We start from the raw sequence: 13425 nt of genomic DNA, 5'->3' as shown, positions 1-13425 counted from the left end.
CGCCGAAATCGGAGTATGTTGAGTACAAGGCCACAGCCCATCCGCTAACGGCCAGTCTCCGAGCAAGGAGAATCACTTGCCGGAATTCCGCGGTCCCCGGTTTGCGCAAGTACCCGCCAAACCGCCGTTCGCCCTGCCCCTGCTCTGCCTGTTGGCGGCAGCGATAGCGGTTTTTGCGCTGCGCGCCACGGCATACGCCCAAGGGGTCGCCCCGCAACCGGTGCCCGCGTCTTCCACGCACGCGCAATCCCCACCCGCCGCGGCCGGGGCCCGAACGCCGGACCTCGCGCCGACCATCCTGCTGCTGGATGTGAAAGGCGCCATCGGTCCCGCGACGACGGAATACCTGGCGCATGGCCTGGACGCCGCCGCGGCGCGCAAGGCCGTCGCGGTCATCATCCGTATCGATACGCCTGGCGGCCTGGTGTCCTCCACGCGGGAGATCATCCAGGCCATGCTGGCCTCGCCCGTCCCCGTCATCACCTATGTCGCGCCGGGTGGCGCGCAAGCCGCCAGCGCAGGCACCTATATCGTCTACGCCAGCCATCTGGCCGCGATGGCCCCCGGCACCAACATCGGCGCGGCCACGGTGGTCAGCATGGGAGCGCCCTCGGAACCGGAGCGGGACAGATCGCCCGCGCCGAAAAGAAAGCAGTCGGCGCCGGAGACCCGATCCGCGCCCGGCAAGACGCCCGCACCGGGCAAGGCCGATGACCCGGCCACGGAGACAGACCCGGACCGGACGGCAGACCGCGATCCGCCGGCCACGGATGCGCAGACGGCTTCGGAACGCAAGGCCATCAATGATGCCGCGGCCTTCATCCGCAGCCTGGCGGACCTGCACGGCCGCAACTCGGAGTGGGCCGAGAAGGCCGTACGCGAGGGCGTCAGCATTACGGCGCAGGAAGCCCTGCGGACACATGTCGTGGAGATCATCGCGCCTGATATGGACAGCCTGCTGGCCCAGGCGGACGGCCGTACCGTCAAGCTGAACGACAGGCCGGTCACGCTTTCGGTGCGCGGCGCGGCCGTGGTCGCCATGACACCCGACTGGCGGACTCGCTTCCTGGGCGTGATCACGAACCCGAATATCTCGTACCTGCTGATGCTGCTGGGCGTGTACGGCATCGTGTTCGAACTCATGACGCCCGGGGCCATCCTGCCTGGCGTGCTCGGCGCCGTGGCCTTGGTCACCGGCCTGTTCGCCCTGAACCTGCTGCCGGTGAACTATGCGGGCGTGGGCCTGGTGCTGCTGGGCATCGCCCTCATGGCCGCCGAGGCCTTTACCCCTACGCTGGGACTCGTGGGTGCCGTGGGCGCGGTCGTGTTCGCGCTCGGGTCGCTGTTCATGTTCGACAGCAGCCAGCCCGCCTTCGCCCTGTCCCTACCCGTCGTCGTGACCGCCACGCTGGCCATCGCACTGCTGCTCGCACTGCTGCTGACGGTCTCGGTGCGCGCGCATCGCCGCAAGGGCGTTAGCGGCGACAGCGCCCTGATCGGCCATGCCGCCGTCGTGCTGTCCTGGTCCGGCCAACAGGGGCGCGTACGCATGGGCGACGAAATCTGGGATGCTCGCGGCACCGGCCCCTACACCCCCGACGACAGCGTCACCGTCATCGCCCGCGACGGCCTGGTCCTGACCGTGGCGGACGTCCGCGACGCAAGCAAGGAGAAGCTATCGTGATTTTCGCCCTGGTTCCCTATGCCGTTATCGCCGTCCTGGTGGTGGCGCTGGTGCTGACGTCGGTGCGCATCCTACGCGAATACGAACGCGGCGTGGTCTTCACGCTGGGCCGCTATACCGGCGTGAAAGGCCCTGGCCTGATCCTGCTGGTGCCTATCATCCAGCAGATGGTGCGGGTCGACCTGCGCACCATCGTGCTGGACGTGCCCAGCCAGGACATTATTTCGCACGACAACGTATCGGTGAAGGTCAATGCAGTGGTGTACTTTCGCGTCGTCGACCCCAACAAGGCCATCATCCAGGTCGAGCACTATATGCAGGCCACCAGCCAGCTCGCGCAGACGACGCTGCGTTCGGTCCTGGGCAAGCACGATCTGGATGAAATGCTGTCCGAACGCGACAAGCTGAATGCGGACCTGCAGCAGATCCTGGACCGGCAAACGGATAACTGGGGAATCAAGATCGCCAATGTGGAGATCAAGCACGTGGACCTGAACGAAAATATGGTCCGCGCCATCGCCCGCCAGGCCGAGGCCGAACGCAACCGGCGCGCACGGATCATCAACGCCGAGGGCGAACACCAGGCCGCGGAACGCCTGGTTGAAGCCGCCCGCACCCTGGCCGCGCTGCCTGAAGCGATGCAACTGCGGTTCTTGTCCACGCTGTACGACATCGCCAACGATCGTTCGTCCACCGTGGTGTTTCCTGTCCCCATCGATCTGCTGCGCGATTTGTTCACGCGTCGGGCAGCGGATGCGCCAGGCGCCGCTTCGCCGCCATTCGGGAAGGGGGAACCCGGGACGTCATCTTGACCGCATCGGCGGCAGCGGCGGCCGGCCGTGCCTTCTCCATCCGTATGCGGTGATCGCTTGCAGCCTTAAGCCTTGCTTTCCCTGGCAGGCGCCGTCCCGATGGATCTCGAGGCGATCAGGGCGCAGGCGATCTGGACGGCACCCCCCACCAGCATCGCGGCGCGCAAGCCGGCGATGCCGCCGTGGCCCAGCGCGAACACCGCGCCCAGCAAGGCGACACCCACTGTCGCACCGGCCATGCGCGCCGTATTCACCAGGGCCGAAGCGGTTCCGGCGCGCGCGGCTTCCACCGCGCTGACGGCGGTATCCATCAGCGGGCCCGTCGCCATGCCCATGCCCAGCCCTGTCAGGGCCAAACCAGCTTCAGCGAAGAAGATGCGCGCCTGGCTGGCGGTCGCGCCGACCAGCAGCAATCCGCATCCGATGATGGCCACACCCCCCGCTGCCATCCGCCGCCTGCCGAACCGGCCAACCAGCTTGCCGGACCAGGGGGATACCAGCACGAACACCAGCGCCATGGGGAGCAGCGCGATACCTGCGCCGATCGTATCCAGCCTGCCGGTGCGCTGCCACACCAGCGGCAGCAGGAAAATCAGGCCGTACATGCCGAACGTCATGCCCACGGTGGCAACGATCGCTGCCCGAAAGTCGCGCACACGGAAAATCTCCAACGGTACGAGCGCGCGCGCCCCGCGCCGCTGTTCCGTGGCCACGAACGCCACCCATGCGGCCATGCTGACCACTGCCGCGCCTGCCGCCTCCCAGGCCGAACCGCCCAGGCATATCGCGGCGTACGCCATGCTGCCCAATCCCAGCGCGCCCATTATCTGCGCGCCCGGGTCGGCGTCGCGCCCGTGCGGATCCGCGGACTCGGGGATCAGGGGCCGGGCCATGAATACCGCCAGCAATCCCAAGGGCACGACCACCAGGAAGACACTGCGCCAGTCGAAGGCATGGATCAATATGCCGCCCAGCGTCGGCCCCACCGCCAACGCAATCCCGTTGCACGCGGCCCAAACACCCATCGCCTGGCGCCGCTGACCGCCGTCGCGCCACACCACCCTGACTATGGACATCGAAGCCGGAATGGCCAACGCCGCGCCGGCACCGGCCACGGCGCGCGCCGCGATCAGACCGCCGACGGATGGCGCCAGCGCACAGGCGGCGCAAGCCGCCGTAAAGATGCCGATGCCCCACATGAAAATGCGGCGCCGCCCCAGCATGTCCGCCAGCAGGCCGCCTGTCAGGAGCAGCGACGCATAAACCAGGTTGTAGCTGTCGACCACCCACTGCAGCTGGCTGACTTCGGCATGGAAATAATCCTGGAGACGACGTACCGCAAGGTTGACCACGGCGGTATCGATCTGCGCGACCAGGACCGCCGCGCAAATGACGACCAGCACCCACTGCCGCTGGCGTGCCGTCGTGTTGTCGCAATGCAAGGTGGATGCGTAGTCCATCATGTGCTCGTGCCCTCCGAGTTCCACGAGCTCAGTGTAGGGACCGTGCGAGCGCTTTGCTTCGGTACGCGCCGAAGTGTCGAAGGCGGCGGCAAGCCGCTACGGCACGCGGATCGCGTCGCCGTAGCGTTCCAGCCACTCGCGCATCATGATGTCGTTCATGCCATATACCTTGCGGTAATAGGCGGCTTCCCACTCTGGGCAGGCATGCGGCTGCCGGGCCAGCTGGATTTCCAGGGTTGCGCATGCGGCTTCCCGGCAGGAGTGTCCGCTGACGCGGCTTAGCGGGTTGACCGCCGCCGCCATGACCTCGTCGATGAAGTCCAGGCATCCGACCACGAAGCGCCTGCCCTCTTCATCGCTGGACGACTCTTTGTCGACCATGATGCGCACCAGCTTGGAGACCAGGGATTCCGGCACGCCGCGATACCGGGCGTAGGGCAGGATCCATACCGGGTGGTAGTGGGTATTGCCGAGCAGATGGGTATAGGCCTGGAAATGAGCGACCGCCATTTCGTGGGCCAGCGCGGCGCATTGGCGCCACGCGCCCTGGCTCCAGGCATGGAGCAGGTTGGCGAGCAAGGCGTGACTGCATGCCTTGCGTCGATACAACAAGTGCAGGAACCTGTGGCGCCCGATTTCATGGCGCACGCGGGCCAAGCGGTCCGGCCCCTGGATGTCGTGCGCGGTGTAGAGCCGATGAAGGAAGAGCAGGTCGCGCAAGGGCAAAGGTTCGGCGGACGCCAAGGGATTGCGATGCCCAGCCTCGTGAAGCAGGTGGATGGCGATCGTGAGGCCGTTCAGCTCGTCCCAGGTGCGGTAATGCAAGCCGACCTTGATGGAGGTGCCGGGCACCACGATATAGATGCGGCAGATTTCCGCCTTGCGGTCGCGGGCGGTCAGGCGCGCCCCGCCACGTCCGACGATGCGGTCGTAGCGCCGCGCATCGACCTGCGCCATGGTCAGGTGCGACTCGCGGATCACGTAGATGTCGACGTCGGCGTCGTCGCTTCCCAGCCCTTCGACGAACCCGCCGCCGGCGAAGGCGGCATCCTTATCCGTAAGGTACGTATTTCCAAGCACGAAACTGCGCTCCAAGGCGAGCGAACTCGCGAGCTGCAGCTGTTCTTCAGTGAACTTGCCCATAGCGTCTCCGACAGGTAAGGCGCGCGGGAACGCGCGCCGATCGGTACCGTGGCGTGGTGCGGAACCCGCGTGCAAGCCACACGGCATCACCGCGTCCGCTACGGAAAACCTCGGGCAAGTTTGCAGAAACGTTACGCCATTGTTCCCGCTTCCAAGAAGAATCGGACGAAACTAAAAGCGCTGTCGACTGGGCATAAGACGTTCAATGCCTGCGCAAACGGAGGCGGTGCGCCGGACGTGGCCGGACGCCGGTGTAGATCCTGGCGGCACCTGCGGCATGTACGCCCCTTGGACGTGCCATGCCCAGGCAGCGTAAGGAAACACCGTTGAAAAAGCCCTCAGGTGCTTGCCTGCGGCACGGCATCCGGCCGGGTGACGACGGGATGCGGGCGTCGCACGGAGGTCAATGCAAACAGCAGGACCATCGTGACGCCATAGATGGGGACGCTACGCATGTTGCGGAACATCATCTCGGTAAGACTGAATACCGTATAGCCCAGACAAAACAGCAGACCAATCTGAGCGCCTACCTGGATCACGGGATCCGGCGAAAACAAGCGGCGATAGAACACCGCGGCAGGCAAGAGATACAGGCAGAGCATCGCCAGCAGGCCCACGGCGCCATAGCCCGCCATGGCGGCGATCAGGTCGTTATGCGGCTCGCCGTAATCGCTCGCCACCAGCGGCGTCACGATGCCGCGGTCGCGCAGCTCGGCCAGGTTTGCGCGGAAGTTGCGGGCGCCGGTTCCGATCACGGGATGGTCCAGGAACATCAGCCAGGACGCGTGCCACAGCTGCATGCGGATGCCGACCGACGTGTCCCGGTCCGCATCATGCATGTACGCTTCCACGTCCGAGGCGACTTCCTGCATGCGGCTGCTGTGCGACTCCCACAGTACGAGCGAGCCTGCCGCCAGAACGACGACGACACCGGCAACGAAAAGCCCCTTGGTCTTGCGCGACCAATGGGCGCGGGACAGCAGCACCACCAGACCGAATACCGGAAGCAGCATCCAGCTGCTGCGCGTCTGCGACAGCCAGGTGGCATACAGCGCCAACGCAGCGGCGACGATCTTCAGCCACCGTTCCAGACGGGGCCATCGGCTCAGCGTCCACGGCAGCGTCAACAGCGACGCGAGGCCGAAGAACAGGGTCAGATCGGCGAACGCCACGGCGTTGTACCTGCCGCCGAAATCGCTGACGGTGCCTCGGCCCAATCCGACAGCGTGCATGATGACCACCAGCATGATGGAGCCGGCCAAGGCGCTGAAGAGCAGGCTCCATTGCACCTGCTGCAACCACCGCGCGGGCGCCCGCAGCAGCAGCCAGCAGATCGGACAGGCCAGCGCGAAACGAAAGAACTTTTCGAATTCGGAGGCGCTCCAGGCGCCATTCACGATGGCGGTAGTCAAGAGCACCGAAGCCAGCGGCGCGCATAAGGCGATCATCACGGGCATCAGGGACCGCCAGTCCGCCGGCTCGAAGCGCCGCGCGCTATTGTGGACGATGGCGACGATGGCCAGCAGGCCGGCCACGTAGAGCAGCGTGGGTCCCGCCGCGGCGCTGGTCAAGGCACACGCGGGGACCAGGAGCGCGAGTATCGCGGCCGAACGGAAATATAACGGAGGCATAAACTCAAATCACGAAATGGGGGCAATACCGATTCGTACACCCCATGCATGATTCGGGCTGCCTCGGTGGTGCGACGCAAGCTTGCCACTTGCGGGTGGAATGGGTCAAACAGCCGGACCGCGACGTCACGCGGCGGTCCACGGAGGCACGACGGGATTGCGGCGATCGTCCTGCTGCAGGCGGCGGAATGCCCACATGACGCTGCGCGGAGACAGCCAGTGCCGCCAAAGGCGATCGCGCCAGCGGCCGCCGGGGATATAGGCGGGATAGACGATGCGCGAGGTCGCCCAGGCCGGACGCCACGCCTTGGTCCGGGTAGGACGCCCGGTAACCGACAACGTGGGCACACCGAGGTTGGACGCCAGGTGTCCAAGGCCGGATTCATTGCCGATGAACCACCCGGATGCATGGATCAGCGTCGCGACGTCCGAGAGCGATGCCAGTTCCGGTACCTTCAGGCCGGCATCCCGCAGGAAGGTCCACTCCGCGCGCTCGTGTGGCGCCACCAGGAAATTGGGTTCGTATCCGTCTTTGAGCAGCCGCAAGCCCAGCGCCTCGAAGTGCTGCGGCGCCCAACAGCGCAGCGCCTCCGTCGAGGTGGGATGCAGAACGATGCGTCCGGGGCTGGACCGATGCGCGGCCCGATTCAGCGGCTGCAGGGCGTTGTCCGTGGTGGCGCCAGGCAAGGACAGCTCATCCCGGCAGAAATCGCGGATCTGGAACAGCTTGACGAAGCCACGCCCGGTCACGACCACATGGGCGTCGTAATAAAAATAGCGGTCGTGGCAATCGTGCAGGGTATACGGCCAGCCGATGTGCATCTGGCCGACGCAGTCGAAGGCGGCCAGCGTGTCGCGGGCTTGGGCTTGAGGCAAGGACGGCCGCACGTCCATGGTCGGAAACCATTCGCGTAGCGCATGGACATAGTCGCCAAACACCGTCACCTGCCGCCCATGCACGGCCAGGTTCTGGGCCAGCGTCATCATGAGCAGGGTGTCGCCAAGCCGGGGCGCCATCAGCAGCGCGACACGGCCGGCGCCGCGCAAGTCGCTGAGCGCTCGGGCCTTGTCGTACGGGGGCATGTCGCCGGATGGTATGGGCATAGTCCTACTATTCCAAAGGGAGCCGCAGTTCCGTCATGAATGATTTTAGGAGTTTGCCTGTATTAGTGTAACTGTATGTGACGTTTAACACCACTTTCTGTCGCAATACGGCGACATGAAGCGATGACACCGTATCGCGCCGGCAGGTGGGCGACGCAACTACCGGGAACCGGATAGGGCTCCCCGGGGGTTCGGCCCCAATATATCGGGATGGAGGCAGTTTACCGCGAACCCGGACGCCTCCCCGTAACGCCACGGCGTAGATACGTAACTTCCTACAAGCCGGGGCGATGTCCGATACCGCTCCGTTTCCCGTCAGGGCAACGCGCCGTCCAGCGGACGAGGCGCCACCCCGATGTCGCGCCAGTCCGCCGGATGGCAGGTAAAGAGCAGGATCTGATGCCGCGTTCCCGCGTCGTAGAGCACACGCTTCATCTGCGCGAGGCGGACATCGTCGCTGTGGACCAGGGCATCGTCCAGGATGATCAAGGTGGGCCGCCCCGCGTCGCGCAACAGATCCGCATAGGCCAGACGCGCGATGACGCCCATCTGTTCCCGCGCCCCGAAACTCAGGGCGTCGAAAGCACTGGTTTCGACTCCCGCGCGGCCCGGGCGCGTCAACGCGCCCAGCATCAGGTCTTCATCGATATCGATGCGCGCCTGCGGAAAAAGCAGGTCGACATAATGCTGCAGGCGCAGGCGCAGCGGTGCCTGCAGCCGCCGCGTCAGCGTATCGCGCTTGTCGCGCAGCAAGTCCAGCAGATAATCCAGCGTGCGCGCCCGTTGTTCCAGTTCCGCGGCCTGCCGCTGCGCCTGCGCCAGGTCGCGCGATACCTCGGCCACCCGCTCATCCAGGCCTTGGGCGCCGGCCACTTGCAGTTCCGCTTCCAGCCGGAACAAGGCATCACGCCGGTCGTTATGGCGCTTTTCGTGTTGCTCGGCGCTGCGGCGGAAACGTTCGATGTCCTGTCTGAGGATGTCCGGACGCGACTGCGCCACCTGGCGTTCCAGGGCTTGCGCCCGAGCCAGGGCGGCGTGGCGTTCGGCGCTGGCGTGCGCCAGTTCACGCTCCGTCTCCGCCACCCTGCCGGCGCGTCCCTCGGTATCCATGGCGGCGCGCGCGGTATCCCGTTCCCGTCCCGCGGCCTCGGCCCGCGCCCGGGCATGGCCTTCGGCCAATTGCGCCGCATGCCAGCCTTCGGTGGCTCGCCGTACGGCATCTTCCGCCGCCGCGGCCGCTGCTTCGGCGTCCGGCACGGAAAGCCGCGTCCGGCCATCTTCCGCCACCACACCCCGGGCCGCGGCCGCGTCCATATCTACGATGCGTGCCTGGGCGTCCGCCAGTTCCGCGCGCAATGCCTCGATGCCGCGCGGGGCCAGCCCCTTCAGCGTGGCCTCGGCATTACGCGCTTCGGCCAGATGCCTGGCGTGCGCGACTAGCCGCGCTTCCGCGTCCTGCAGGCTGGCAACACCGGCGCCCTGGAGCAAATCATGGCGTCGCGCCATCCATTCGTCCTGCTCGCGCCGCAGTGCCGCCAGGTCGGCGCCGCCCGGGATGATTTCGAGCTCGCCCAGGCCCGGCAGGCCCAGGATGGTCGGGGCGATCAGCTGGCGTTCGCCGGCTCCGCCGACAACTTCACCGCCCACGTCGATCCGTGCCTGGCCGTTCAGCCGGTAGCGCAGCCGGGTCGCCACGCCGCCGCGGCGAAGCTCCAGCTCCCGCAGGGCAAGATCGGCTTCACGCAAGCGCTGGACGTCTTTTTCGTCGATCCGGCAGGCCGACGCCTGACGCCTGTGTTCGATCAGACGCGCCTGTTCAGCCTCCGCCCGGGCCAGCGCCTGTGTTGCGGCATTCAGCATGGCCTGCGTGGCGGCGCGCTCGTGCGCCCATCGCTGCCGCGCTTCCTCCTGGCGGGCGTCGTGCAGCTGTCGGCGCGCGCTCGCCAGGGCAGACTCGGCTTGCTCCAACTGCAGGCGCCAGGGATCCACCGACGCCACCGCGGCAGCGTGGGCGGCCGTTGCCCTTTCGAAGGCCTCCTGCCGGGCAAGAACCGCGCGTTCTTCCGCCGCATGCGCTTCCAGGCGACTACGCGCCAGCTCCGCACTGCTTTCCCACCGCCCTGCCTGGGTACGTTCCATGGCCAGCGCGTCCTGCAATCCCTGGATCTCGCGCAGGGTTTCGGCCGCCGCTTTTTCCTGTGCGCGAAACACCGCCCAGGGCTGTTGCGCGGCATCCTCCTGATGCTCGCGGCGCAGCGCCGCCAATTGGTCGACCTTGTGGCGATATTCGGCAATCTCGGCCTGCAAGCCCGCCAGCACGGATTGCAGCTCCGCCGTTTTTTCCAGCGCCGTCGCGTAGACGCCCTTGGGCTTGCCCGTGGAAGGCGTCAGCAAGGCATCGCGCGCCGCCTGGACTTCCGCGATGACATCGTCGCCTTGCGTGCTCGCGACCTCGCCCAGCGACGCATCGAGCGCCGTGCGAAGGTGGCCCGTCGCATGCGCGACGGGCTCGCGGATATCCTGCCCACTGCCCTGTTGTATCCAGAGAAGTCCGGGGATGCCCCAGTGTTCCGCCTTGCTGGCGCCTTTGCCCGCGTGCTGGAAACCCAGCAGCACGGCGAGGGCTTCTTCGGCCTCCGCGCCGTCGAGCAGGCGTGCGCCCACATGAAGCTCGCAACGTTTGCGGCCCAGGAAGCGCTTCATCAGCTGATATTGCTGCCCGGCATGTTCGAAGGCGATCGTCACCGCGGGCGAAGCCGAGGGCTCGTCCCACGGCCGGAAGTCTTCGGCGGCGCTGGAACGGAAGCGTTCAAAAAATGCCGCCCGGATCGCGGCAACGAGGGTGCTCTTTCCCGCCTCGTTGGGTCCCGAGAACAGATTGATGCCATCCTGCAGGTCACCGATCTCGATGGCCTCGCGGAATTGCCGGAATTGCTCGACGCGGATGTGGGTGAGCTTCAAGGCGTGCCTTCCGCGGGAACGGGCTGGGCCGCGGCATCCTGCAGCCCCGCGCGCCGGTCCAGGATGCCCGCCAGCAACGCCAGCGCATCCCGTGCGATCTGGCTGTCCGGGCCGTCCTGCCGGCCACGCAAGGCCGCGATGACCTCGCCCAGATAGCCGTCCGCCTGCAACCCTTCGATGTCGTGGTCGGTGGGCCGCAGCGTCAGCGCGGACAAATCGGCAAGCAGCGCACGGGTGGCGCCACGCGCCTGCCCGATGGCCCGCTGCAACCGCCGGTAGCCGTCCAGATCCACTTGTCCGGCGCAATCCAGCTGTACGACATCCTTGGCGCCCAAGGATTCCAGCCGCAGCACGGCATGTTCGATATCGCTGGGAACCTGCATCCGCAGGCTTTCCGTCCGCCAGCGGTAGGCACCGGTAGCCAGCGGCGTGACGGCCGGCGCGGCGCCGGGCCCTTCCAATTCCACCAGCAGGGCCTGGCCCGACGTATTGCCCCGAAAGCGATCGGTTTCGGGCGTACCGCTATACCAGGTTCTATCGTCGATCTGCCGGGATCCGTGCCAATCCCCGAGCGCCAGGTAATCCAGACGGGCCTGCCGTGCCCGGCCAGTGCCGATGGGATTGGGCGAGTCTATGTCTTCGGCCAGGATGCCCTGCACGCTGCCATGCGCCATGCCGATACGCAGCAGGCCAGGCGCGGTATCCGCGCCGGCGAACCATTCCGTCAGATCGGTGTAGGTGTTGCGCTGGGTCAGGGGGGCGGGCAGGATGGCCACGCCCTGTTCCCGCAGAACAAGCGGTTGCGGCGCCAGGCAAACATGCACATGCCGCGGGATCGCGTTCAGCCGCGCGGCGCGGGTCCAGACGGATTCGCTCAAGGCGGCATCATGGTTGCCGGGTATGAGTACCCATGGCCCGCCGTAGCCGCCCATGGCGTTGAAAAGGCGATGGACGGTGCGGTCGGTGACGGTTTGTGCGTCGAAGACGTCACCCGCCACCAGCACCATGTCCACGCGATGCGCGGCAGCGGCATCCGCCAGGCGCTCGACCACCTGGAAACGGGCATCCGCCAGGATGGCGGCGTCGTCCGCGTCGAACTGGCCGAACAGCTTGCCGATCTGCCAATCTGATGTGTGAAGTACTCGAACCAAGGCGCGCTCGCTGGAAACTGCGCAGAGTTTAGCAGCCGCTCATGAGCGGCCCGGTTCGAAACAGGTACCGCGCGGGGCTACGATTGGCTGACCGACATGCCGGCCGCCTCCCGGAGCCGGTACTCCCGCAAACAATCCGCCAAGTCCACTTGCTCGATGAAGCGGGCCATGTCGGGCGTGCATTGCTGGAGTCTCTGCAGGTCCTTGCTGAGCTGCCCGGCCGTCACGGGATGCGGGGCTTGGGGATCGAGCGGGTTGTCCAGGATATAAGCGTCCACGTCGAACGGAATCCCCTGCGCTTCGCTCTCGGCGCGCTTGGCCGCGATATTGGCCTTGATCGCGTCCACGGGCGCATCGGCCGACACCGCACCCAAGCGCTCGAGTATTGCGGCGAAATCCGGATAGTGCTCGCCGCGGTAGGCGAGGTACCGCTCGCGGGCCACGAGGAGTTCCGGATGCTTGACCGCGAGGTCGTGCACCGAAGCCAGGATGCGCCATGGGTCTTCATAGCTGCGCAGCGTGCTCACCAGACGCCGGGCCAGGGAATCGGCCGTTCCGCCCAAGGGCGCGTCGAAGCCTAGCCCGGCCTCGTCGACCCGGATGCGATACCACCGCTGTTCGAGCAGGTAGAGCAGCTTCTCGTAGGTGATGTCCGCACCCGAAAAGCGGACCATGGTATCCAGCAGCTTGTCCTTGCGGAGCAGGTCGGCGACACCCGCTATCAGGTCCGCCGACTTGTAGGTGGGCAACTCGGATGAACGCGCCGGGGCGAATTTGCTGCCGGCGCCGCCGCTTGCATCAGGAATGGGATCTGAAATCTGTATGGGCCCGGAGATCTGTATGCGGGCTGGCCGGGACCGCTGCCCCGTGCCGCCGACGCCGTCGTGGATCCAGGTACGAAGGCCATGGAAAGCGTCCACGAAGCGGGCGGCCGCGCGCCGCAAGGGCGTGGCTGCGCCGCCGCCGCTCGGGGCGGACACGCCGGGGATGGGGCCTTGTTGGACCGCACGTTGCGGCCGGGTATCGGATGACAGGGAAACATCGGTGGAGAACGGCGCGGCGGGCGGCAAACCCGCGGCAGTTGCACCGGATTGCGCCGTTGGCATAACGACGCCATGCGGGCCTGCCGGGTAACCAAGCTGGCCTTCGCGCGGACGTCCGTCACTTGCTTGCCCGCCGTCTGCGTATGCTCGCGCGTCCCCCAGCTGCGCGGCGGCGGATTCCGCGGTCGCCTTGCGTGCCGCCACAGCCGACGAATGGCGCGCCGTACCGGGGTTCTTTGTGTCCACCATTCTGCGTGTGGCGCCGCCCCGTTGGTCCAAGGTAAAGCGGCGCCGGAAGGAGGCTCTGGGCTTGCTGACTTTCGCGACGTAGGTGTCTTTTTCCGTCTTGACAGTCGAGACGGGCTCGACGAGCTCTGGAGTGCGACTGGAAGCGCCGGTGGCTGCAAGCGTCATGAATTGGGTTCCGCGATAG

At 66.6% G+C, this 13425-nt stretch carries 9 protein-coding genes; 2 read left to right on the top strand and 7 right to left on the bottom strand.

The genetic code is table 11. The annotated features are described in order from the left end of the window. Positions 1 to 76 precede the first annotated feature (76 nt). Positions 77 to 1684, top strand: coding sequence for an NfeD family protein (locus tag AKI39_RS01825; protein WP_066631895.1), 1608 nt, complete (start codon positions 77 to 79; stop codon positions 1682 to 1684). Continuing rightward, on the top strand, positions 1681 to 2496 hold the full coding sequence (locus AKI39_RS01820; RefSeq protein WP_066631894.1) for a slipin family protein: 816 nt from the start codon (positions 1681 to 1683) through the stop codon (positions 2494 to 2496). The genes AKI39_RS01825 and AKI39_RS01820 overlap by 4 nt, the downstream gene beginning before the upstream one ends. Before the next feature lie 65 nt (positions 2497 to 2561). Here the strand turns inward: AKI39_RS01820 and AKI39_RS01815 are convergent, their stop codons facing one another. From AKI39_RS01815 to AKI39_RS01785, 7 genes are all read right to left on the bottom strand, one after another. Further along, entirely contained in the window at positions 2562 to 3956 is a 1395-nt protein-coding gene (locus tag AKI39_RS01815) for an MFS transporter (protein WP_066641956.1), read from the bottom strand. 99 nt (positions 3957 to 4055) lie between these two features. Then, positions 4056 to 5102, bottom strand: coding sequence for a hypothetical protein (locus tag AKI39_RS01810; RefSeq protein ID WP_066631892.1), 1047 nt, complete (start codon positions 5100 to 5102; stop codon positions 4056 to 4058). A gap of 338 nt (positions 5103 to 5440) precedes the next feature. Then, on the bottom strand, positions 5441 to 6733 hold the full coding sequence (locus AKI39_RS01805; RefSeq protein ID WP_066631890.1) for an O-antigen ligase family protein: 1293 nt from the start codon (positions 6731 to 6733) through the stop codon (positions 5441 to 5443). 126 nt (positions 6734 to 6859) lie between these two features. Further along, entirely contained in the window at positions 6860 to 7837 is a 978-nt protein-coding gene (locus AKI39_RS01800; RefSeq protein ID WP_066631888.1) for a glycosyltransferase family 9 protein, read from the bottom strand. A gap of 315 nt (positions 7838 to 8152) precedes the next feature. Continuing rightward, positions 8153 to 10798, bottom strand: coding sequence for an AAA family ATPase (locus tag AKI39_RS01795; protein ID WP_066631887.1), 2646 nt, complete (start codon positions 10796 to 10798; stop codon positions 8153 to 8155). Continuing rightward, positions 10795 to 11949, bottom strand: a complete 1155-nt coding sequence (locus AKI39_RS01790; protein WP_066631885.1) for a metallophosphoesterase family protein — start codon at positions 11947 to 11949, stop codon at positions 10795 to 10797. The genes AKI39_RS01795 and AKI39_RS01790 overlap by 4 nt, the downstream gene beginning before the upstream one ends. Positions 11950 to 12026: 77 nt before the next feature. Continuing rightward, positions 12027 to 13406, bottom strand: a complete 1380-nt coding sequence (locus tag AKI39_RS01785; protein WP_145925170.1) for a hypothetical protein — start codon at positions 13404 to 13406, stop codon at positions 12027 to 12029. Between the last annotated feature and the right edge of the window lie 19 nt (positions 13407 to 13425).

The sequence above is a fragment of the Bordetella sp. H567 genome, from assembly GCF_001704295.1.
In the GTDB taxonomy this organism is placed as follows: Bacteria; Pseudomonadota; Gammaproteobacteria; order Burkholderiales; family Burkholderiaceae_B; genus Bordetella_C.
Note: the sequence above shows the minus strand (reverse complement) of the source record. Positions and strands in the feature narration are given on the sequence as shown.

Excerpts from the sequence above, each read along its gene's own strand:
- AKI39_RS01805 (WP_066631890.1), bottom strand. The coding sequence starts at position 6,733 with ATGCCTCCGTTATATTTCCGTTCGGCCGCGATACTCGCGCTCCTGGTC.
- AKI39_RS01815 (WP_066641956.1), bottom strand. The coding sequence starts at position 3,956 with ATGGACTACGCATCCACCTTGCATTGCGACAACACGACGGCACGCCAG.
- AKI39_RS01800 (WP_066631888.1), bottom strand. The coding sequence starts at position 7,837 with ATGCCCATACCATCCGGCGACATGCCCCCGTACGACAAGGCCCGAGCG.
- AKI39_RS01785 (WP_145925170.1), bottom strand. The coding sequence starts at position 13,406 with ATGACGCTTGCAGCCACCGGCGCTTCCAGTCGCACTCCAGAGCTCGTC.
- AKI39_RS01810 (WP_066631892.1), bottom strand. The coding sequence starts at position 5,102 with ATGGGCAAGTTCACTGAAGAACAGCTGCAGCTCGCGAGTTCGCTCGCC.